This is a genomic window from Streptomyces sp. NPDC045021, from assembly GCF_056432645.1.
The window spans coordinates 261,226-282,706 of sequence record NZ_JBWKIQ010000003.1 but is presented as its reverse complement, the minus strand read 5'-3'; the positions used below and the strand labels follow the sequence as shown (position 1 = coordinate 282,706).

Sequence of the window (21,481 nt, the reverse complement as noted above, 5' to 3'; positions counted from 1 at the left end):
ATCTGGCAAAGTGGATCCGGTGCCATAGATCGACCCCGCAAGGCTAGTCACCAGAAGACGAAATAGCGAAGATTGAGGCGTGAATGATTCACAATGAAGGGCTCAAGCGCAGCGTTTACTTGGCGGCTTCCTGGAGGCCAGAACATGACGACCTGAATTACTACGTGGCCGACAAATTGGCTACCCTGAGCAACCTGACCGTCATCGGGGACCATAAAGTCTACTTGGATATCGATCACGAGCGTAAATTGAGATATCGCGATCGCGTAGAGGAGATTCTCAAGAATTGCTCAGGAATGGTCATCGTTCTACCTAAAAAGACATACTCGCAGACGACCGCTCCGTTTATTTTTCTTGAGCTCTTACTTGCAATCAAGCACAATCTTCCCGTCCTTCTGGTGTGCGAGGAAGGCGTGGAGCTATCCCAGCAAAGAAACGGCGACCAGCTTCTCTTCAACTTCGGAGTGGCCTCCGACTCCGAAGCTCCTCTCACCGTTGACGATGTGAAAAATGACGACTTCCGAGTAGACTCCCTCAAGTTCGCACACTCTATCGAAATTCGGACTACGCGATTTTTCAATGACCCGTTTTACATCTCCGGTGACCCATCGGCAATGAGCAACGCGAACTCTGCTCTATCCTCGCTTATCGAAGAGTTCACGAGCATTTTGGATGAACCCAAGGAAAAAGGGTACGTATTTAATATCATGCCGTACGTGAAATCTCAGGAGCGGCTGATAGTTGCTGCGGCCATCTACCAGGAGACGGGGCTTGCGTGTATTAATGGCTCAGATGCCTGGGGTGGTGCACCGTTTTCACGAGAGGAAATTTGCAGGAAAATTAAAGGGGCAACTTTGGTCATCGCGGATCTGACTGGAGTGTCAAAGGCCTGCGTGTTTGAAGTGGGAGTGGCCCTAGGGAGCGGCAAGAGCACGTTTGTCATCACGCGCACACCTCGTGCATCCGTCCCCTTCGGAGTGGATCATTTGCCTCGGTTGGCCTACAAGAGCCACACGGAGCTGGATGCTGCTGTCAGGAATCACTGCCGCCCGTACAGAAGGAGGAATTTCAACTTCGAGCTTTCTCAGCGAAAAGGCGAACTACTCAAAAAGCCCGACGGTCGGACCAAGAAGCCAGTGGTCCTCCTTGTTCATGGAATTCGGACTCAGGCAGAGTGGCAGGAAAAGCTGCGGCGAGAGGTCCTACTGTCGGAAGGGATCCAAGTCATTCCTGTCAAATATGGGTTTCTTGACGCGTTTCGCTTCTGGTTTCCTGTCTGGACTAGGAAGAGGGCTATCTCAACACTAAAGTGGAAGCTAGAAAAAGCAATTTCAATGAACCATGGAAACGATATTGTAGTAATCGCTCACAGTTTTGGCACCTACGCCGTCTCGCACATCCTCAGGGATGACCTGAACTTCCGGCCGACTCGCATCCTTTTTTGCGGATCAATTATTAAGCAGAACTTCCGCTGGGATAGGATCGAAAACTGTCCACCGATCGTAAACGACTGCGGTGCACGCGACGCATGGCCAGTGTTGGCGACAGCCTTGAGCTGGGGATATGGCGTCTCGGGGGTCTTCGGATTCGGGACTCCTGGAATTCAAGACAGGCACCATCATTTCAAACACAGTGACTACTTCTCCGAAAGCTTCATGAAGGACTATTGGCACCCTTGGATTAAAGAAGGTCGCGTCGTCCAGAGCGGATATGAAGGAATGGCAAAGCCAAGCCCCTATTGGATGTCGCTCGTTTCGGTTAATACATTCCGCTTCTTTATTCTCTTCCTGGTGCTTTATATTGTTTATGCAGTCTTGCTTTGAGGTCGCAACGCAATCACGAGATGGTCTTCTTGAGACGTCGCCAGCAGATGCGGCTGCAGGCCAAGGAGACGAAGACATCGTGGAGTTCGGTGCGGCATTCCCGGCGGACGGCGACTCGTTTGACGTGGTGGAGCAGCGCGGCGGTCTGCTCCACCACGTAACGGAGTTTGCCTATGCCTGATGTTCGGGACTCCCCTGCGGGAGAGGACAACTGGTGCTTGCGGAGTTCCTCGCGGTTCGGGTCGGAGTCATAGCCTTTGTCGCCGAGCAGGGCTTCGGGCCGTCGGCAGGGACGGCCGGGGCGGCCAGCGATGGGCGGGGTGCCGTCGACCAGGGCGAGGGTCTGTGTGACGTCGTTGACGTTGGCCGCGCTGGTGATGACCTAGAGCGGGGTGCCGAGTCCGTCGCAGACCACCCGATCGGTCGATGATGGACTCGACTTCTCCTGGAAGGCGCTAGTACCCGAGATTCGCGTTCGCCACCTGGCGGGCTTCGGCCCAATCCTCGAACAGGTAGTTCTGGGCTTTAGGGCGCCATAGGACAGAAGCTAGCGGATCAAGGGGCGGTCCGCCCGGACAGCGCATTCAGATGCTCACGAGCCGCAGTGGCGAAAAGGTGGCGATGCTCACGCAGCCGCCCCACGTTCTGCCCTTCGGCCGGAGCGTTGGCAGCCGGCTCTAGCACCCAGTCATACGCAAGGCGACGCATCTCGTCGGCCACGTGAACGAGGCCGGTTGCACATTCACGGACATTGTCGTCTCCATAGAGATCGATGAGGGCGCCAGCCCAACGTATGCGGACGAAGTTCGTGACGATAGCGGTGTACTCGACGGTCCGTGCTTTGTAGCCACGCGGACGCCAAGTGGGATTCCACCATTGGTCGCCGCTGCGGTTGAAATCTGCTGTCAGAAATGTGGCCTTGCCTTCAAGGATGAGAGTCTCTGTAATCAAGGATGAATATGCATGAGCCCTGTCTGACGCCATCCAGTTCTTGTATGCTTCCTTGTTCTGCGCCCAACCGCTTTCGATAACGGCATCTGCCTGCGCCCGAGCACCATGGGCCTGCATCCGGGCCCCGAAGAGAGTTCCAACGACTCCAAGAGCAACACCGCCGATACCGACGGCGGCCGTGACCAGCTCAGAGGACATACGTTGATCATGCCTTCTCTGGTAGCCCGCGGTACGCTCTTTAGCCCATTGACCGCACACCAAGCTTTCCGCCACCGCATCAACAGCGCACCAGATCTGGTCAGGACATCGTCAGAGCTGTCCGGTTAGCTAATCTGACCTGCGGAAACTAACCGGACAGCAAGATGAGGAGCGGCCTGGGGTCATCCTAAGACCGCGAGTCGCGAGAGGACTGCCCGCGTCAGGCGTCCGCCCAATGGAACGGCGGGTCATTCCTTGCGTCGTAGACCCTGATCACCTCGTCGACGAACCCTTCGAACGTCACTACTTCGTCGGGCGTAGGACGCCGCCCGAACGGCGGCTTGGGACGGTCGACGTCGTAGAAATCAACCTTCCCCCGGTCAGGCCCCGAGTGCTCGTACAGAGCGATATAGAACTTCTCGAAGAGGTCCGCTGGTGCGTTGACCCGCGACCTCCCCGCACGGTTGCGGAAGTAGCGAACGGCAGCGCCGAAGGATGACGGGTCGTTCTTGTCTCCGCAATCGTCCGCAGCGTCGTACGGGAGGAAGAGGACGCCGATCATGACGGCATACGGCTGTCGTTCGTGGTAGTCCATGGCCTCGGACCGAAGCTCATTGTCGTTCCGGCTGTAGTTCTTGGTGTATCGCTTCGTCTTCGAGTCACGCTGGTGAATGTGCTTGAGAGAGACGCCCAGACCAAGGCCAAGCTCAGGAGTTGAGTAGTTCACGTCCAGCTTCTTGAATCCCTTGGCTGTTCGGGCCCGTGACTCCTGTCCGGTCCCGTCGGCATGGGGAAGGATGCCCACGAACGTGCTCCGCAGGCGGTTCGCAAAGAGCACCGCAAGCTTGTTGGCGAACTGTGTCGCGTACTTGGTACGGGTGCCCTGTGCAGCGTCCTCTGGTGGACGCGGCACCGCATCCAGTACGTCCGCGAAGGTTTCGAACCCTGCCGTCATGCCCGCTCCTCAAGGTGGGATGTGGGCATGACCTTATAGACGCGGTCTGACAATCCTTCGTGGCCGCACATACGTGCTCAGGGGAGGGCGTTTGCATAGACGCACCGCGAGGGGGCTCAGGTCACCGCCGGGCCGGCACGGGATGTCCCGTATCTGCCCAGTTGCCGTCGCCTGTGTACTCAGGCTGCGTTGTCCAAGCGCCCATTGCCGGACGAGCTCGGCCCGTCTTCGCTAAGGTCGCGCGCAGGGTCCATCAACTCGACGTGCTGCTTCATGTCGACGAGGAACTCCCCATCGAACTTCAGCTTCGCTTTCTGCGTGCGTGAGTAGAACCCAGCGGCGGCGCGGTGGCTAAGTGGCGTGAGCCCGCCGCGCTCGACAAGATCCATGAGGTGTGTGTACGGACGATGCTGGGGCCACATGGTGACGTAAGAGCGCCACCTCTTACCCTTACTGCCCCAGGCAGCTGTGGGCCACCGAGCGCTGTCCGACATCCTGTCGGCTTCGGACTCGTCGTACTCACCAGGGTTCAGCAGTCGCTCGCCAAGCCACTGCGAGACGCCGACCGTCACCGCGTTACCCACCAGCTTCCACCGGTCGCGTCCGCTCTTCTTGTCGGCAGTCGCTTCGGTCAGGGTCCAGTCTTTTTCGAAGCCCTGAAGTTGCTCGGCGTCCGTGATCGACGGCGTCACGATCCGTTGGCCAGCAGGATTGCCAGGAATCCAGATACCTGGCGGTGACGGGATGCTTAGGCTCGAACCACCCTTGACCGTCGGCACTGCGTCCCGCGCCCATCCCAGGCCGCGGAGGCCCTCGGTCCAGTAAAAACCGTGAGCGTCCTTGGCTCGGTTGCTCTCATCCGGTTCGCCAGCGTCCTCGGCGAGGAGGACATCACGAGGGTCTTCGGTGAGGCTGGCGACGAAGAGGACGCGCTGGCGGCGCTGGGGCACGCCGGTGAACCGGGAGTCAACAAGCCGGTACGCCCAGGAATAGCCGAGGGCTTCGAGTTCCTGTACGAGGTGGAGCATCGCTTGGCCCTTGTCGAGCACCAGCATGTTCCGCACGTTCTCAAGGACGAGCCACCGCGGGTGGTGCTCCTTGAGGAGACGGAAGACGTGGGATACGAGGCCTGACTGTTCGCCCCCGATGCCGGCCGTACGGCCGGCCTGTGAGAGGTCCTGGCAGGGAAAACCAGCGGTGACCACGTCCACGTCACTGGGGAGGGCCTTGAGGTCCTGGACATCCGGCTCAAGCGGGACACCGGGGAACTGTTTGGAGAGAACAGCTTGGGCGGGCGCCCACACCTCACAGAGCATGGCTGTTTCCAGCCCGGCCCGCTTCAGGCCGAGCTCAAGCCCTCCGACCCCTGCGAAGAGACCGGCGACTCGTAGGGCTTTTGCGCTGACGTCTTGCTCACTGCTCACGGCGAGATCCTGTCATATCGTTGCGACACAGCAGGCCAGAACGTTTCGGCTCTGTCTTCAGACTGGTGTGTCTGTGTGCCCCACCGCCTGGCGGCGCCGTGGGGGAGAGAACGGCGTCACATCCGCTGTGGACGCCTGGGGCGCAAAACCCGGATCGAGGAGACCCCGTTAGGCGCGGGGAAATCTGGGAGAAGATCCTGTCTCAATGCCCTGCCTGGACGGCGTCAGTCCAACCCAGTCCAACGCCATATTCGGGACGAAGAAGCCAGCACGTATCGACGTGGCTCCGTGTCCCTTGCCACCAACCGTGGGGTTGACAGGACAAGGCGCCTGCGGGCCCTTGGGCCTGTGGCATGCGTGGTGTCCCTTGGAGGGGCACGTCAGGTCGCAGCACCGTGGCTGCTGTCGAATACGCGTCGAAGTTCCTGAGTTCCAGCCGAGTGCTCCGGAGAACGGGCAGGTCAGAGGTGTAGACGGGTGGAACAGGAGGGTTGCCTTCTAAGCACTTGGCCGCAGGTTCGAGTCCTGCTGGGGGCACCACCGCTTCACCCGTTCCGGGGAAACCTTTCCGCAGGTTGTGCCGGTACGGCGCCCAACGTATGCAGCCGGGGGCAGTGACTCACGTGAGTCGCTGCCCCCGGCTGCATGCGGGGTCAGTGGTTCGTTCCTGGCGGGCTTACCTCATACGTGTCGATATTTCTGGCAGGGACGCTCGGGCGAGCGCTCGGTACCCGTTCGGCCCAGTGGATGCGGGGCTGGCATGATCGCGGAGTGACGAGTCCTCCGAAGGAACTGCTCTGCCGCCGGTGTGACCAGGCGGTGCGGGTCGTGCGTGCCGATTACGACACCTTCGAGGGGATGCACTACGTCTGCTTCCACTACGAGTTCGAACACCAGCCGGCCGATCCTGATGAGGACTGCGGCCTGGCGGGGTGTCCGAACGCCGCCGGCGACCGGCAGAGTGCACGTCTCGCTGCGACGATCGACGAGTTGTTGCAGGACTGGACGGACGGGCCGCCGGCGAACTGGGACAACATCACGGTGCCCGCCTACCTCGAAGTGCTGGCGGCGTGGTTGAAGGACTCCGAGGGCTACTACCGGAACCGGGGCGTTCCCGTGCCGTGGAGCAGCTGGGAAGTCATGGACACGGCATTGCGCGCTGCGCGCGTCTACGAGTAGGCCCGGAGACCCGCCGACCCAGCGGGGAGGCGGCGCTTTCGGGGCTGCGGGACCGCTCGCCAGCCGGGTGGGCGAGCCGGGGGCGGCTCCGGATGCAGGGCGGGGCGGGCTCGCCTAGCGTCGGTGCGGGGGCTTACCTGCGATGGATGGAGTTTCCGTGGCGACTGCACGCGACATCATGCACAAGGGTGTGGAGAGCATCTCCGAACACGAGACCCTGGACGTGGCTGCCAAGAGGATGCGGGATGCCGGCATCGGCGCGCTGGCGATAACCGACTCGGACGGCGGGCTTCGGGGGGTGCTCACCGACCGGGACATCGTTCTGCGGTGTGTGGCCATCGGGCACGACCCGTCGGCCATACGAGCCGCCGAGCTGATGAACGGGAAGCCGGTGACGGCCAAGGCCGACGACCACACGGACAGCGTCGTGGCCGCGATGGCCGCCAAGCGCATCCGCCGGATCCCGGTGCTGGACGGCGACTCGCTCGTCGGCATGATCAGCGAGGCCGATGTCGCCCGCAAGCTGGGCGCGGCCGAGGCCGGAACGCTGGCGGCGGCGATCCGCGCGGACTAGGGCCGGGCCATCCGGAGCTCTAGCGGGCCGTGACTGTCAGCGTCACGTGCGTACCCGGCCGGGTCGCCGGGAGCAGGATCCGCGCCGCGCCTGCGGTCTGGTGGACGAGGGCGCCGCGGGCGCCCGTGACGGTCACCCTGGCGCCGTGCGGGAACGCCGCTGCGGGCAGGGTCAGTTCCGTCCAGGCGTGCCGCGAGAGCGCGGTGGTGGTCAGGGCGAGGGTGTACGTGTGGGTGGCGGGGTCGTAGGACTCCGTGTCGGGCGTCCCGGCGATCGCCGGAGCGTACGCGGCGAACACCGGTTCCTTGCCGGGCGCGGGTCGGCCGTCGGCGTCGTAGGCGCAGTAGCCACCGCCATCGGCGGCGTGGCAGTCGTACCACAGGGCCCAGCCGGTGGCGAAGCCGCGCATGGAGGTTATTTGACGGCGTATCAGCTCTGCGTTGCCGCTGCCGGTGGCTTTCGCCGGGCCCCATTCGCCGACCAGGACCGGCATCCCGTGGGCGGCCGGGTAGGCGCGGATGACGGCTTCGTAGGCTTCGATGAATCCGTCGCCGGAGTCCCAGTCGGCGCCGTTCTCCACGGCGGTGTCGTAGTAGTGCGGGGCATAGCCGAGGCGGTCGGCGCCGTGTCGTGGGTCGGTGAAGCCGGGCAGTTGGGTGGGTACGCCCTGGCCGATGAGAACGGTGGGCTCGACGAACAGCCAGGCGTCCTGGTCGGCCTTGCGGACGGCGGTGATCAGCCGCCGGTAGAGGTCGGCGAGCCGGCCCCGCTCCATTTCGGCGGAGTTCTCCATCTGGGTAGCCGGGTCGGTGGGGTCGCCCGTGAACGGGCCGAACGGCTCGTTGAACAGGTCGTAGCCCAAGAGGGACCGGTGGCCGCGCAGGGTCGCGGCGACCTTGGTGTACGCGGCGGCCTGGGCGGCTCGCAGGTCGGCATCGTCGTAGAGGTGCCGGAAGGCCGCACCGACCGCCGGCTGGAAGTAGTTGGCGAACCAGTCGTCGCCGGGCAGCGGTTCGTAGGGGATGCCGTCGGTGCGGGTGGCCCAGGCGGGGATGCCGTTGAAGCCGAAGGCCGGTCCGAAGACGTCCTGGTGCCAGTCGACGACGACCAGGACCCCGTACCGGTCCGCCCAGCCCATGACCTGGCCGAGGTAGCGGAGATAGGCGGTGTCGTAGTGCCCGCGCCGCGGTTCGACCTTCTGCCACTGGATGTTGAGCCGTACGAGGTTGAAGCCGCTCGCGGCCAGCTCGGCGATACTGGCCTCGGTGACGGTGTCGGTCTTGCCGAGGTTGAGGCCGTGCAACTGGAGGGCGCGGCCCTGGCTGTCCGCGAGATAGGTCCGGCCGTCGGGGGTGGTGACGGTGCCGGTCGCGGCGGTTGCCGGCCCCGGGTGGGGAGCGGCAACGACCGGCGCGGCGCGGCGGGCCTGAGCGCTCTGGCCCGCCTGAGCGGTGGCGGGGAGGCTTCCGGCGCCCAGGAGGGCGACGCCTGCAGCGAGTGCGACAGCGGTACGACGCAGGCGCATGGCCCACCTCTCAGGCTCGGGCTCCGTGACGGATGGCTGCCGATACTGTCCGGTAGCAATCACAGGGGCAAGTGTTCGAACCGGACTTCTTTCGCGGTCAGCCGAGCGCCTCGGAGGGCCGAACCCGCAGGGCGAGCCGGGCCGGGAGGGCGGTGGCGAGCAGTGCGAGAGCCGCCGCCAGGGCCACGATCAGCCCGTATCCGGCCGGATCGAGCCGTGGGGCCGCCGCTCCCGTCATCCCGAGGCTGAAGGCGGTCAGGGTGGCCAGGGCTATCGCGGTCCCGAGCACCGCCCCGACGAGCACCACCGCCAGTGCCTCCAGCCGCAGCATCCGCAGCACCTGGCGGCGGGTGGTGCCCACGAGCCGCAGCAGCGCGAACTCCCTGGACCGGTCTGCGGTGGACATCGCGAGGGTGTTGACGACCGCGATAGCGGTGAAGGCGAGCACCAGGCCCATCGCGAGGTAGTCGACCTCGGCGTTGGACTGCTGCACCTCGGCCTGGACTTCCCCGGCCTGGTCATGGTCGAGGACCGCGACGCCCGGGAAGCCTTTGACCGCCGCGCCGAGCGCCGCACGATCCGCACGGCCGTCGGTGGCGACGAGGACCGCCGAAGCGAGCGGACTGTCGACATGTCGCGAGACCAGGTCGTGGGACATCGTCAGATCGCCGAATCCGAGGCCGCGTGAGTAGACGGCCGTCACCTTGAGGGTGACGGGAGTGCCGTCGCCGAGGGTGAGCCGTACGGTGCTGCCCGGCCGGACTCCCAGCCCGTCGGCGGCGACCTCGCTGAGCGCCATGTCGCCGTCGCCGAAGCCCTTGAGCGTGCCCTGGGTGACGTCGGGGTCCCACGTGGTGGTCAGTCCGGCGGGGGTGACGCCCTGCGCCGTGTACTTCGAGAGACCGACGCGGACGCCGGTCCGCACGACCTCGGTGACGGCGGTGACGCCGGGCACCTGACGCACCGCCGCGGCGGCTTCGCCGGGCACGCCGGGCGCGGCGGCACCGAGCACCCACTGGGCGCGGTTGCCCGCCGAGGCCTGCTGTTGGGCGGCATGACCCATCGTGGTCTGTACGAAGATCACGGTGCACGTCATCCCGACGAGCAGGGCGAGCGGGGTGACCGCCGCCGACAGCCGCTTGGAGTTGGCGCGGACGTTGGCGGCGGCGAGGTGGCCGCCGATACGGGATACGCGGAGCGGAACGGCCAGTACCGCGGCGGCGATCCGGGCCAGCAGCGGCCCGAGCAGCGAGACCGCGACGGCGAGGACCACGATGGTCAGGAAGGTGACCGGAGTGGACGCGGGCTCGGTCCGCAGGCCGCTGAGCACCATGAGCAGGACGATGCCGCCCACGAGGAACAGCCCGCCGGCGAGCAGCCGGCCCCAAGGGGACGTACGGGTCTCCATGGCGGCTTCCGAGAGCGCCTCGGCAGGCTGGATCCTGGCCGCCCTGCGAGCGGATATCCGGGCCGCGGACCAACCACCGAGGAGCGCGGCGCACAAGGCGGCGAACATCGGGAAGGGGCTCCAGGCGATCTTCAGCGTGTCCGGGACCGCGCCGAAGCCGACGAACTCGGCGTGCAGCCAGTACGCGACCGGCAGCCCCGCGACGGAGCCCAGAGTGCCCGCCGCGAGACCGACCAGAAGCGCCTCCCGGCCGATGAGCTGACGGATCTGCTTCGGGGTGGCGGCGATGGCGCGCAGCAGGGCTATCTCCCGGTAGCGCTGCTGGATGGTCAGCGCGAAGGTGCCGACGACCACGAGCACCGCGACAAGGAGTGAGGTGCCGCCGATGGCGCCGCCCATGCTGACGAGCTTGATCCGGGCATTGGCCGCGTCGGGGAACTCCACCGGTCCGCGGTCGGCTCCGGTGCGCACCTGGGCCTTGGTGCCCTGCAGAGCGGTGGTGAGCTTTGTGGCGAGAGCGCCGGTGTCGGCGCCGGGCTCCGACAGCACGCCGATCGCGGTGATCTGCCCGGGGTGTCCGGCCAGCCGTCCGGCCTCGGCCGTGGTGAAGAACAACGAGGTCTGCTGCCGCAGATCGCCGTCCCGGGCGGCGGCGATGCCGGTGACGCGGTAGCTGCGCGGGGCCCGGGTGGACTGGACGGTGACGCTGCTGCCCGGCTTCAGGCCCATGCGCGCGGCCAGTTCGCGGTCGATGACGAGATCGCCGTCCGCTTGCGGCGCGCGCCCCTCGGTGAGGGTGAAGGGCGTGAGTACGGCGGAGGCCCAGTCGTGTCCGTAGGACGGTTTTCCGCTCAACTGACCGCTCCGGTCCGCACCCGGCCCCACCGCGTAGGCGGGGAAGGTGACTTCGGGGACTGCGGTCCGTACTCCAGGCACCTGGCGGACGGTCCGCACGGTCGTGTCCGGCAGCCAGACCCGCTCCGCGAGCGGCTTGGCCTTGTTCTTGACCTTGGCCTTGCCCTTCTTCTCCTTGACGGTGGTCTGGTGCACGTTCTGGTCGGCGGCGACGACGATCGGCGCGGCCGCGTACCGTTCGCTCGCGATCTCACCCCGGAGACCCGTCTCCAGCAGCACCCCGCATGCGGTGACGAGTGCGGCGGCGCAGAACAGGGCGAGGAAGGCCCCCGCGAAACCGCCCTTGCGGGCCCGCAGGGTCTGCAGTGCGTATCGCAGCATCAGGACCACGCCCCCAGGTGCGTCATGCGCTCGGCCACCCGGTCGGCGGTGGGCTCGGTGGTCTCTTGAGCCAGGTCCTCGGGAGGGTCGGTCGGGTCTTCGGTCGGTTCGCCGGTCGGGTCGTCGACGGCCGTTACGTCCGCCGGGTCCTCGGCCGGTGCCGGGAAGGCGAGAAACCGGGTGAGTACGTTTCGCGCGCCCTCCGGCAGCTCGTCGTCGGCTCGCTTGTACCGGTTGAGCAGGGTGATGTACTCCTCGAAGAACTCGCGCAGTTCGGGGAGGGTCACCTGGATTGAGCCTCGGGAGTACGGCTGGCCGTCCGCCCATGCGCCCTCGATCTCGCTCTGGGACCGCTCGAGGAGCGCGAGGTCGGCGGCGAACGCGAGGCGGTTCATCTCGTCGACGACCGGGCGCATCTCGTCGCTCTGCTCAGAGCGCTGCGGGAAGCGCAGGTCCGCGGGGGCCGCCCGCCACCAGCGCTCGCGCCCCCGCCCCGTCCCTTCGGCCTCTTCGACGAAGCCGTGCCGGTCCAGCTCCCGCAGGTGGTAACTGGTGGCTCCGGTATTCAGATCCAGGGCGCGGGCGAGGGTCGTCGAGGTGGCCGGACCATGCAGCGCCAGGTGTTCGAGGATCTGTTGACGGCGCGGGTGCGCGAGCGCCTTGAGCGCCCCGAGATCGCCGATCTCCTTGATACGTCGTTGCTTCGGCATGAGTACACACTGCTTTGTGCACACTCACTTGTGCATTGGCGACGGCCCGTGAATCGATACGGGGGTTAGCCCCACCCTGGTGTCGATCGTCACCTATCTGACACGTTTGTCACTGTTACGCGGGTTCCGTGTCACAAACGACCAACAGGCCCATGCGGCTCTCAGTGCATGTCGTTCACAGGACAAGGGTTACTGATCAACAGCCACCCCACCGTAGGGAGGTGCGTGACATGACCGACCGAACCCTGTGGTCGTACGCAGAGATCGCCGCACATATCCGGGTCCAGGTCGACACCGTGCGCTCGTATCGCAAGCACGGGCACCTACCCGCTCCAGATGTCGTGGAGAGCGGAAAACCCTTCTGGTATGCCGACACCATTCGAGCCTGGAGTGCCCGGCGCCCCGGTAACCGGGGCCGCCGGGATCCTGACTGACGCTCCCAACGGCCGGTCATCGACCGGCGAACGGCTACCGGACCGGCTCGGGGTCCCGCTCCTGATCACGCTGCGGAACACGAACCGTTTCCGGCACAACTCCCCCGCCGCCCTCGCTTATGCCGAACCGGTCATGGAACCGGCGTAGCGCGGGCGGCGCCCACCAAGTGGCCTTACCGGTCAGTCGCATGACGGCCGGGACCAGCAAAGTACGTACCACCATGGCGTCCATCAGCACGGCCAGAGCGATACCGAGACCGAGCATCTTGGTGTTGGCCACCCGGGAGGTGCCGATGGCGACCATGACGACGGCGAGGATCACCGCGGCAGCGGTGATGAGACCGCCGGTACGCCGCACACCGAAGACGATCGCTCCCTGATGGTCACCGCTGCGGTCGTACTCCTCCTTGATACGCGACAGCAGGAAGACTCCGTAGTCCATGGACAGTCCGAAGGCCAGGCAGAACATCAGGACAGGAAGGGTGGTCTCGATGCTGCCGGTCGCGGTGAACCCCAGGAGCCCGGACAGATGTCCGTCCTGGAACACCCAGACCACCGCCCCGAACATCGCGGTCAGGCTCAACGCGTTGAGCAGCACCGCCTGGAGCGGTATCACCACACTTCCGGTCAGCAGGAACACCAGCAGAAGGGTGACGACGGCGATCATCCCGACGGCCCATGGCAGGCGGTCGGCGATGGCCTGCTGGGCATCGACCAGCACGGCCGCCTGGCCGGTGGTCGAGGTCCTGAACGGGGCGTCCACAGACCGGATCTCGCCCACCAGGTCCTGGGTGGCCGCGTCCACGGCCTCGGTCCTGGGCAGCACCGTGAGGTACGCCGCCCCGCCCGAGGGGGCGGTGAAGGGCCCCTCGACCGTGACGACTCCGGGCAGCGCGGCCAGCTCTCCCTTGTACCCGGCGAGCCCGTCCCGGCTGGGGCTTCCCTCGGCGAGCACGGTGATCCCGCCGCCCGGATTGCCGGGGAACGCGTCGCGTATGTGCTGCTGGACGGCGTGCGACTCGGCGCCGGCCGGAAGCTGCCGGTCGTCGGCCGTACCGAACTGGATCTGTAGGAAGGGCAGTCCGAGCAGGAGCAGTCCCGCGGTGGCACCGACAGCGAAGAGCGGAGCCCGCCGCATCACCAACCGGGCGAGGGCGGCGTATCCGGCTCCGGGCTCGCGCGGCCCGGCGGCGGAGGGCCGTCGGCGCCTCCACAGCTTGCGCAGGTCCAGTGCGTTGACCCGGTGTCCGAGCAGGACCAGGGCGGCGGGCAGCGCGATCAGTGCGGCACCGGCCGCCAGCAGCACCACCGCGATACCGGCGTAGGCGAAGGAACGCAGGAAGTACTGCGGGAAGACCAGCATCGCCGCGAGCGCGGCGGCGACGGTGAGCGCCGAGAACAGCACCGTACGACCGGCAGTAAGCAGCGTCGCGCCCACCGCCCCCAAGGGGTCGTCCCGGTCGGCCAGTTCCTCCCGGAAGCGGCGCACGATGAACAGCGCGTAGTCGATCCCCAGCCCCAGCCCCAGCACGGTGGTCAGGCTCTGCGCGAAGAGCGAGACATCGGTGAAGGACGTGACGAGGCGCAGTACCGCGTTGGTCCCCAGGATCGCGATGATGCCCACACCCAGCGGCAGCAGGGCGGCCACCGCGCTGCCGAAGACCATCACCAGCAGGACGAGGGTGACCGGCAGCGCGATCATCTCGGCGCGCAGCAGGTCCTCCTCGATGGTGCTCTGCAGTTCGTGCCGGACAGCGGCCACTCCGCCGATCCGCACGTCCACCGCCCCCTGAACACCCCGGTAGGCGGGCGCTATGCGCTCGACTGCGGCTCCCACCGCATCGTCGCCGCCCACGATCCTGGCCGCGATCATCGCTTCGCCACGGTCCTTCGCCCGCAACTCGGGCGCTCCGGTGCCCCAGTACGACGTGACGCCGGCGATCGAGGGGTCGGCGGCGAGCCTGCGGGCCAGGTCACGTCCCGCGGCGGCCACCGCGGGGCTGTCGACGCCCGCTCCGCGGCTGTCCACCAGCAGGACGAGATTGGGCTGCGAGGCGGGGAAGTGCTCCTCCAGCGCCTTGGTCGCATAGGACGACTCGGAGTCCGGAGCCTCCCATCCCCCGCCGCTCAGCCGGTCCGCGACCCCGCTCCCCGCGACCACGGCGAGGGCGGTGAAGAGCAGCGCGAGCAGCAGCGTCAGCCTGGGCCGGGCGGTGACCGCCCGGGTCCAGCCCCCGACGGCGCGCTCGCGGTTGACATCGGGCATCACTGAGGTGTCCCCTCCCCGTAGAACGAGCCTAGAATGAAAAACACGAGCAGCCACTCGCGTTTTCAAGAATGCGAGCGGCCACTCGCATTTGTCAATCATGATTGGGGCCTACACGTGTCCGAGGTGGAGGAGAAGCCGCGCCGTCGGCAGGCGCGCGGAGAGCGCCGGATGACGCAGCTGCTGGAAGCGGCCGCGAGCGTGTTCTGCACGTCCGGCTACAGCGCGGCGAGTACGAACGCCATCGCCCGCGAGGCCGGCGTCTCCCCGGGCACGCTCTACCAGTTCTTCCCCAACAAGGAAGCCATCGCTGTCGAACTCGGCGGCCGGCTCATCCAGCAGATGCAGCAGGCCCACGGCCTGGTCTTCACTCCGGAGAACGCCGCGCTGCCGCTCTCCGAGATGATCGACCGGATCGTCGACCCGTTCATCGACTTCAACTGCGCCAATCCGGCCTTCCTTGCCCTGATCAAGGGCCCCGACACGCCGGGGAAGGTCGCCGACGAGCACGATCAGCTGCACGCCGCGCTGCTCGAACGGGTCGACCGGCTGATCGAGTTGCGCGCGCCCCTGCTCTCGGCCGCGGACCGCGCCCGCATCGCCGAGATCGCGTTCGCCATGTTCAAGACGGGCCTGGAGCTCGTCCTCGCCCAGGAGGGTGCGGAACAGGCCGCGTACATCAACGAGTTGAAGGGGCTGCTGTACCGCTACCTGGCCCCGTACGTCGGCACCGAGTCCCGCCCCCCGCTCGGCCACCACTGAGCCGCATCGGGCACGGGCGCCCGTGCGGCTACCCGCTGCGCCCCGCGGACTCGCAGAATTCGTGGTCCAGGGCACCATCCGGCCGGGCGGGCGACGCCGAAGAGAACGCGGCCGCCGGGTAAGCAGCCGGGAGCGCCGCAGGAAGGGCCACCAGCACCTGGCGGCGTTCACGGGCTCTGGAGGCCCACTGGGCCAGCACTCCCACGCCCGCCACCAGCAGGGAGACGCCTAGGCCGAGGCCGACGGCGTACAGGGAGTTGGAGGCCGCCCGGCCGCTGAAGTAGCCGACGCCGACGGAGTACGCGGCCCACACCGCCTCGGCCACGCCCGCTCCGGCCAGGTACCGGCGGGCCGGATAGCGGACGACGCCCGCGGCTAGGCCGCCGATGAGGCGTCCGCTCGGCAGGAAGCGCACCGCGATGACGAAGGGCACCCCATGCCGCTGTATGCGCAGCGCGGCCCATCGCAGCAGGGCGGCCTGCCGCGGCCTGCGGTGGATTCGGGATACGACGCGGCCGCTCACGGCCCGTCCCGTGCGGTGGATCAGCATGTCCCCGAGCAGCGCGCTCAGCGCGACGACCAGGAGGACGAGAGTGAGGTCCAACCGGCCCTGGGCCGCCAGCACTCCACCAGTGACGAGCAGCACCGCATTGGGCACGAGCGGAGGCAGCGTGGTCGCGGCCAGCAGCGCGTACGCCCACGCAACGTTTCCACCCCGCAGGTGCTCGACGAGACCGGCGGTGAAGTCGATTGACGACACAAACTGTGCAACGTCCATGCGGCTGCCCCTCTTCCCTCCCGTACCCCCAAGCTGGCAGGGGCGGCTGGAGCGCTGCAAGGGAGTTTCGCCGGGATGGGGGGATTCCCAGGGGATTGCCAGGAAGAGGTCATCCTCAGGGACGGGTGCACGTCCACCTGGGGTCGCAGACCCGAGGATCGGCAGGGCCGGTGGGCCTCCTGCCGTGCACCGTACGGATCCCCGCTGCCTGCCGAGCGCCCCCCACCGGCCCTACCAGCTCTACCGGCCCAGCAGTTCGCCACCGTTGCACTGCAGGATCTCGCCGGTGATGAAGCCCGCCTCGGGCGAGGCCAGGAACACCACGGCGGCCGCCACGTCCGCGGGTCTGCCCACCCGGCCGACGAGGGTACGGCCGGCCCGGCGCGTCAGTTCCGCATCGTCGAGCCGGGCGCCGAAGAACTCGGTGCCGGCGACGGTTCCGGGGGCGACGATGTTGCACGTGACGCCCTGCGGGCCGAGCTGGGCCGCCAGGGAGTGGTTCCAGGCGTGCAGGGCGGCCTTGGACGCGCCGTACGAGCCGCCGCCGCGCAGCGCGGCGACCGAGGTCACGGTGATCACCCGGCCGCCGTCGGTGGTGATCCGGTCGCGCAGCGATTCGGTCAGCAGTACCGCGGTCAGCACGTTGCGCTCGAAGTCGCCGCGCCAGCGGGCCCGCACCCCTTGCGGCCCCGATCCGGTCGCCAGTTCCCGGCTGCCGGCGTTGTTCACGAGGACATCGACCCGGCCCGGAAGGCGGGTGAGCGCTGTCTCCACCTCGTCGGGATCGGCGAGGTCGCAGTCGACGGGGGTGACGTCGAGACCGTGTTCGTTGCGCAGTTCCTCGGCGGTGGCCCGGAGCACCTCGCGGCGGCGGCCGACGATCGTGACCCGGTCCCCCGACCCGGCGAGCCGGGTCGCGATGGCCCGGCCGATGCCCGTACCGCCACCGGTCACGACGATGTTCCGGCCCACTGCCTGGTTCTGTGCCATGCGCTCCGCCCCTCGAGAAGTGACAGCACGCTACGGGATGGCCCGTTTCGGTCCGCGAGGGGGGCCGGAGTCCGCAAAGAGACGTAGATCACACCGAATGGAACGTAACCATTACCGCCACTCGTGGGTCTATGGAGGGGAACACCACGCTCCCGGGGAGCGTTGGTGGGATGAAAGAGCGGGCCGTCTTGGGGGACGGCCCAATCGCGTCGCCGGGGCGAAAGTGCCCGGAGAGCTTGAGCGGCCCTCTCGGACTTTCTCGTCCCGGCATAGCGCGTCTCCAGGCACCCGGTACGGACCCGTGGGGGGATCCGATCCGGGGGACGGGAGCGCCCCGTGCCGGACCCGTGGGGGGATCTGGCGCGGGGCGCTTCTCTATGCACTGCGAGTTGTTCGCCGCGGCGTCCGCGGCGGCATGCGCCGCCGCTTGCCGCGCGGCGGGCGCCCTTCGGTCAGCGGGACTCGACCGGAAGGTAGTCCCGCAGCTCGACGCCCGTGTAGATCTGGCGCGGGCGGCCGATACGGGATCCGGGCTCCTTGATCATCTCGTGCCACTGCGCGATCCAGCCGGGAAGCCGGCCGAGCGCGAAGAGCACCGTGAACATGGTGGTCGGGAAGCCCATGGCCCGGTAGATCAGACCCGTGTAGAAGTCCACGTTCGGGTAGAGCTTGCGCGAGACGAAGTAGTCGTCGCTGAGCGCGTGCTCCTCGAGCTTGAGCGCGATGTCCAGCAGCTCGTCGGACTTGCCGAGAGCGGAGAGGACGTCGTGCGCCGCGGCCTTGATGATCTTCGCCCGGGGGTCGAAGTTCTTGTAGACGCGGTGCCCGAAGCCCATGAGCTTCACGCCGTCTTCCTTGTTCTTCACCTTGCGGATGAAGGCGTCGACGTCGCCGCCGTCGTTCTTGATGCCCTCGAGCATCTCCAGCACCGACTGGTTGGCGCCGCCGTGCAGCGGGCCCCACAGGGCGCTGATGCCGGCCGAGATCGAGGCGAACTGGTTCGCCTGCGAGGAGCCGACCAGCCGGACCGTCGAGGTCGAACAGTTCTGCTCGTGATCCGCGTGCAGGATCAGGAGCTTGTCGAGCGCGCCCACCACAACCGGGTTGAGCTCGTACTCCTCGGCCGGGACCGAGAAGGTCATGCGCAGGAAGTTCTCGACGTAGCCGAGATCGTTGCGCGGGTAGACCACCGGCTGGCCGACGGACTTCTTGAACGCGTAGGCCGCGATGGTCGGCAGCTTGGCGAGCAGCCGGATCGTGGACAGGTGGCGCTGCTCCGGATCGAACGGGTTGTGGCTGTCCTGGTAGAACGTCGACAGCGCGCTGACCACGGACGACAGCATCGCCATCGGGTGGGCGTCGCGCGGGAAGCCGTCGTAGAACCGTTTGACGTCCTCGTGCAGCAGCGTGTGCTGAGTAATTTCACCCTTGAAGGTGGAAAGTTCATCGACGGTCGGGAGCTCACCGTTGATCAACAGGTACGCGGTTTCGAGAAAACTGCCACGTTCGGCGAGCTGCTCGATCGGGTAACCGCGGTAGCGAAGGATGCCCTCTTCACCGTCAAGGAAAGTGATCGCGGACTTGTAGGCCGCGGTGTTGCCGTATCCGCTGTCCAGGGTGACCAGACCGGTGTCGGCGCGCAGCTTGCCGATGTCGAAGCCCTTGTCGCCGACAGTGCTGTCGACCACCGGGTAGCTGTGCTCGCTGTCCCCGTACCGCAGTACTACAGAGTTGTCGCTCACGTCATTCCCTCACCGACGGTTTTGCCTCTTCTTCGAGGTGCCCTGACTAGGTCCACTGTCCCCCATTTGGCACTGGCGCGTGCACTCGGGGTCGGCCATAGGGCCGAAACATGGCACGGAGTGCCTATTTCGCGCCCTGGGAGAGCCGGTGATCGAGGGCGGTGAAGCGCCGACCGGCCGAAACCGTACGGACCGCCTGAGCTATCGCCTTGCGCGAGCCCACCAGAACCACCAGGCGTTTCGCCCTGGTAACAGCCGTATACAGCAGATTTCGCTGCAACATCATCCATGCCCCCGTGGTGACCGGGATCACCACGGCCGGGTACTCGCTGCCCTGGGAGCGGTGGATCGTCACCGCGTACGCGTGGGCCAGCTCGTCCAGCTCGTCGAAGTCGTACGGAATCTCTTCGTCCTCATCGGTGAGGACGGTGAGCTTCTGTTCGACGGTGTCCAGCCCGGTGACCACTCCCACCGTGCCGTTGAAGACGCCGTTCTCCCCCTTCTCGTAGTTGTTGCGGATCTGGGTGACCTTGTCGCCGACGCGGAACGTACGGCCACCGAACCGGCGCTCCGGGAGATCCGGACGGGCCGGGGTGATGGCCTGTTGGAGGAGCCCGTTCAGCGCGCCGGCTCCGGCCGGACCGCGGTGCATGGGCGCGAGCACCTGGATGTCGCGGCGCGGGTCGAGGCCGAACTTGGCAGGGATCCGGCGGGCCGCCACCTCAACCGTCAGCCGCCCCGCCTCCTCGGTGTCCTCCTCCGGGAAGAGGAAGAAGTCGGGCAGCCCCTGGGTGATCGGCGGGACTCCCGAATTGATCCGGTGGGCGTTGGTCACCACGCCCGACTGCTGAGCCTGGCGGAAGATCCGGGTGAGCCGAACGGCCGGGACCGGGCTGCCCGGGGCCAGCAGATCCCGCAGCACCTCGCCCGCACCGACGCTCGGCAGCTGGTCCACATCCCCCACGAACAGCAGATGCGCGCCCGGCGCCACCGCCTTGGCCAGCTTGTTCGCAAGCAGCAGGTCCAGCATGGAGGCCTCGTCCACGACCACCAGGTCGGCGTCGAGCGGCCGGTCCTTGTCGTAGGCCGCGTCGCCGCCGGGCTTGAGCTCCAGCAGCCGGTGCACGGTCGACGCCTCCATGCCCGTCAGCTCGGCCAGCCTTTTGGCGGCGCGGCCGGTCGGCGCGGCCAGCACCACCTTGGCCTTCTTCGCCTGCGCCAGGGTGACCACCGAACGCACCGTGAACGACTTGCCGCAGCCTGGCCCGCCGGTGAGCACCGCGACCCGTTTGGTCAGCGCCAACCGCACCGCCTCCTGCTGCTCGGGCGCCAGATCCGCTCCGGTGCGCCCGGCCAGCCAGGACAGGGCCTTGTCCCACTGGACGTCCTGGAACAGTGGCAGCCGGTCCTCCGGCCCGCGCAGCAGCCTGAGCAGCTGGCCGGCCAGCGAGATCTCCGCGCGGTGGAACGGCACCAGGTACACCGCACGGACCGGATCGCCGCCCTCCGGATCCGGCACCGACTCCCGGACCACACCCTCCTCGCCCACCAGCTCCGCCAGGCAGTCGATCACCAGCCCGGCGTCCACCTGCAGCAGCTTGACGGAGTCCGAGAGCAGCTGTTCCTCGGGCAGGAAGCAGTTCCCGCTGTCGGTGGCCTGCGACAGCGCGTACTGGAGTCCCGCCTTGACCCGCTCCGGGCTGTCGTGGGGTATCCCCACCGCCTGGGCGATCCGGTCGGCGGTCAGGAATCCGATGCCCCACACATCCGCGGCCAGCCGGTAGGGCTGGTTCTTCACCACGGAGATCGACGCGTCGCCGTAGTTCTTGTAGATGCGCACCGCGATGGAGGTGGACACCCCCACTCCTTGCAGGAAGACCATCACCTCCTTGATCGCCTTCTGTTCCTCCCAGGCGACGGCGATCATCCTGGTCCGCTTCGGCCCGAGCCCCGGCACTTCGATCAGCCGCTTCGGCGCCCCCTCGATGACATCCAGGGTCTCGATGCCGAAGTGCTCCACGATCCGGTCGGCGATCTTGGGCCCGATCCCCTTGATCAGCCCCGAACCGAGGTACCGGCGTATCCCCTGGATCGTCGCGGGCAGGACGGTCGTGTAGTTCTCCACGGTGAACTGCTTGCCGTACTGAGGATGGGAGCCCCAACGACCCTCCATTCGCAGCGATTCGCCCGGCTGCGCCCCCAACAGGGCCCCGACCACGGTCAGCAGGTCGCCTGCGCCACGGCCCGTGTCGACCCGCGCGACCGTGTAGCCGTTGTCCTCGTTGGCGTAGGTGATCCGCTCCAGGACGGCTTCGAGCACGGCGAATCGCTCGTCCCCCATGACCCGGCCTCCCCTCCCCCAGCGGCTGCCCGACTGCTGCCCGGCGGTGATCTGATCCGAAGGTACCGCCCGCCCCCGACACTCCGGGTACGCCTGTGGACAACCTCCTCGTCTGCGCGTCCCTGCGACAGCCCGCGCGGCGCCCGGGGCCGGCCCTAACGCGTTCGGCCGACCACCACGGGCCG

At 66.9% G+C, this 21,481-nt stretch carries 17 protein-coding genes and 1 pseudogene; 5 read left to right on the top strand and 13 right to left on the bottom strand.

Annotation, left to right across the window (positions count from 1 at the left end; translation table 11 throughout):
- Positions 1-83 precede the first annotated feature (83 nt).
- On the top strand, positions 84-1,823 hold the full coding sequence (locus AC07DC_RS12570) for a hypothetical protein (RefSeq protein ID WP_478914356.1): 1,740 nt from the start codon (positions 84-86) through the stop codon (positions 1,821-1,823).
- A gap of 13 nt (positions 1,824-1,836) precedes the next feature.
- Here AC07DC_RS12570 and AC07DC_RS12565 read toward each other — a convergent pair whose 3' ends face one another.
- The 5 genes and pseudogenes from AC07DC_RS12565 to AC07DC_RS12545 form a co-directional block, all read right to left on the bottom strand.
- On the bottom strand, positions 1,837-1,980 hold the full coding sequence (locus AC07DC_RS12565) for a hypothetical protein (protein WP_478914355.1): 144 nt from the start codon (positions 1,978-1,980) through the stop codon (positions 1,837-1,839).
- Positions 1,981-2,040: 60 nt separating this feature from the next.
- A pseudogene (locus tag AC07DC_RS12560) lies at positions 2,041-2,202 on the bottom strand (transposase); the annotation flags it as partial.
- A gap of 176 nt (positions 2,203-2,378) precedes the next feature.
- On the bottom strand, positions 2,379-2,972 hold the full coding sequence (locus AC07DC_RS12555; protein WP_478914354.1) for a hypothetical protein: 594 nt from the start codon (positions 2,970-2,972) through the stop codon (positions 2,379-2,381).
- Between the two features lie 220 nt (positions 2,973-3,192).
- Positions 3,193-3,927, bottom strand: a complete 735-nt coding sequence (locus tag AC07DC_RS12550) for a hypothetical protein (RefSeq protein WP_478914353.1) — start codon at positions 3,925-3,927, stop codon at positions 3,193-3,195.
- 179 nt (positions 3,928-4,106) lie between these two features.
- Complete coding sequence (locus AC07DC_RS12545) at positions 4,107-5,351, bottom strand: DNA cytosine methyltransferase (protein ID WP_478914352.1); 1,245 nt, start codon at positions 5,349-5,351, stop codon at positions 4,107-4,109.
- 771 nt (positions 5,352-6,122) lie between these two features.
- Between AC07DC_RS12545 and AC07DC_RS12540 the strand changes: the two genes are divergently transcribed.
- Positions 6,123-6,530, top strand: a complete 408-nt coding sequence (locus AC07DC_RS12540; RefSeq protein ID WP_478914351.1) for a DUF7660 family protein — start codon at positions 6,123-6,125, stop codon at positions 6,528-6,530.
- 157 nt (positions 6,531-6,687) lie between these two features.
- A complete protein-coding gene (locus tag AC07DC_RS12535) occupies positions 6,688-7,104 on the top strand; it encodes a CBS domain-containing protein (protein WP_478914350.1) in 417 nt (138 codons plus the stop codon).
- A gap of 19 nt (positions 7,105-7,123) precedes the next feature.
- Here AC07DC_RS12535 and AC07DC_RS12530 read toward each other — a convergent pair whose 3' ends face one another.
- The 3 genes from AC07DC_RS12530 to AC07DC_RS12520 form a co-directional block, all read right to left on the bottom strand.
- Complete coding sequence (locus tag AC07DC_RS12530) at positions 7,124-8,629, bottom strand: cellulase family glycosylhydrolase (RefSeq protein ID WP_478914349.1); 1,506 nt, start codon at positions 8,627-8,629, stop codon at positions 7,124-7,126.
- A 97-nt stretch (positions 8,630-8,726) separates the two neighbouring features.
- Positions 8,727-11,273: an FtsX-like permease family protein gene (locus AC07DC_RS12525; protein ID WP_478914348.1), complete on the bottom strand. Its 2,547-nt coding sequence runs from the start codon at positions 11,271-11,273 to the stop codon at positions 8,727-8,729.
- Complete coding sequence (locus AC07DC_RS12520) at positions 11,273-11,983, bottom strand: ArsR/SmtB family transcription factor (RefSeq protein ID WP_478914347.1); 711 nt, start codon at positions 11,981-11,983, stop codon at positions 11,273-11,275. The genes AC07DC_RS12525 and AC07DC_RS12520 overlap by 1 nt, the downstream gene beginning before the upstream one ends.
- Positions 11,984-12,213: 230 nt before the next feature.
- Between AC07DC_RS12520 and AC07DC_RS12515 the strand changes: the two genes are divergently transcribed.
- A complete protein-coding gene (locus tag AC07DC_RS12515; RefSeq protein WP_138355080.1) occupies positions 12,214-12,417 on the top strand; it encodes a helix-turn-helix transcriptional regulator in 204 nt (67 codons plus the stop codon).
- A gap of 34 nt (positions 12,418-12,451) precedes the next feature.
- Here the strand turns inward: AC07DC_RS12515 and AC07DC_RS12510 are convergent, their stop codons facing one another.
- Positions 12,452-14,683, bottom strand: coding sequence for an MMPL family transporter (locus tag AC07DC_RS12510; RefSeq protein ID WP_478914346.1), 2,232 nt, complete (start codon positions 14,681-14,683; stop codon positions 12,452-12,454).
- 171 nt (positions 14,684-14,854) lie between these two features.
- Here AC07DC_RS12510 and AC07DC_RS12505 point away from each other — a divergent pair, with 171 nt between their 5' ends.
- A complete protein-coding gene (locus AC07DC_RS12505) occupies positions 14,855-15,445 on the top strand; it encodes a TetR/AcrR family transcriptional regulator (protein ID WP_478914345.1) in 591 nt (196 codons plus the stop codon).
- Between the two features lie 28 nt (positions 15,446-15,473).
- Here AC07DC_RS12505 and AC07DC_RS12500 read toward each other — a convergent pair whose 3' ends face one another.
- From AC07DC_RS12500 to recD2, 4 genes are all read right to left on the bottom strand, one after another.
- Complete coding sequence (locus tag AC07DC_RS12500) at positions 15,474-16,223, bottom strand: DedA family protein (protein ID WP_478914344.1); 750 nt, start codon at positions 16,221-16,223, stop codon at positions 15,474-15,476.
- A gap of 240 nt (positions 16,224-16,463) precedes the next feature.
- A complete protein-coding gene (locus tag AC07DC_RS12495) occupies positions 16,464-17,213 on the bottom strand; it encodes an SDR family NAD(P)-dependent oxidoreductase (RefSeq protein ID WP_478914343.1) in 750 nt (249 codons plus the stop codon).
- 452 nt (positions 17,214-17,665) lie between these two features.
- Positions 17,666-18,955, bottom strand: coding sequence for a citrate synthase (locus tag AC07DC_RS12490; RefSeq protein WP_478914342.1), 1,290 nt, complete (start codon positions 18,953-18,955; stop codon positions 17,666-17,668).
- A 124-nt stretch (positions 18,956-19,079) separates the two neighbouring features.
- Entirely contained in the window at positions 19,080-21,296 is a 2,217-nt protein-coding gene (gene recD2, locus AC07DC_RS12485; RefSeq protein WP_478914341.1) for an SF1B family DNA helicase RecD2, read from the bottom strand.
- Between the last annotated feature and the right edge of the window lie 185 nt (positions 21,297-21,481).

Coding starts and splice junctions, on each gene's coding strand:
- AC07DC_RS12570 (WP_478914356.1), top strand. CDS start 84: ATGATTCACAATGAAGGGCTCAAGCGCAGCGTTTACTTGGCGGCTTCC.
- AC07DC_RS12555 (WP_478914354.1), bottom strand. CDS start 2,972: ATGTCCTCTGAGCTGGTCACGGCCGCCGTCGGTATCGGCGGTGTTGCT.
- AC07DC_RS12550 (WP_478914353.1), bottom strand. CDS start 3,927: ATGACGGCAGGGTTCGAAACCTTCGCGGACGTACTGGATGCGGTGCCG.
- AC07DC_RS12530 (WP_478914349.1), bottom strand. CDS start 8,629: ATGCGCCTGCGTCGTACCGCTGTCGCACTCGCTGCAGGCGTCGCCCTC.
- AC07DC_RS12525 (WP_478914348.1), bottom strand. CDS start 11,273: ATGCTGCGATACGCACTGCAGACCCTGCGGGCCCGCAAGGGCGGTTTC.
- AC07DC_RS12520 (WP_478914347.1), bottom strand. CDS start 11,983: ATGCCGAAGCAACGACGTATCAAGGAGATCGGCGATCTCGGGGCGCTC.
- AC07DC_RS12515 (WP_138355080.1), top strand. CDS start 12,214: ATGACCGACCGAACCCTGTGGTCGTACGCAGAGATCGCCGCACATATC.
- AC07DC_RS12510 (WP_478914346.1), bottom strand. CDS start 14,683: ATGCCCGATGTCAACCGCGAGCGCGCCGTCGGGGGCTGGACCCGGGCG.
- AC07DC_RS12505 (WP_478914345.1), top strand. CDS start 14,855: ATGACGCAGCTGCTGGAAGCGGCCGCGAGCGTGTTCTGCACGTCCGGC.
- AC07DC_RS12500 (WP_478914344.1), bottom strand. CDS start 16,223: ATGGACGTTGCACAGTTTGTGTCGTCAATCGACTTCACCGCCGGTCTC.
- AC07DC_RS12495 (WP_478914343.1), bottom strand. CDS start 17,213: ATGGCACAGAACCAGGCAGTGGGCCGGAACATCGTCGTGACCGGTGGC.
- recD2 (WP_478914341.1), bottom strand. CDS start 21,296: ATGGGGGACGAGCGATTCGCCGTGCTCGAAGCCGTCCTGGAGCGGATC.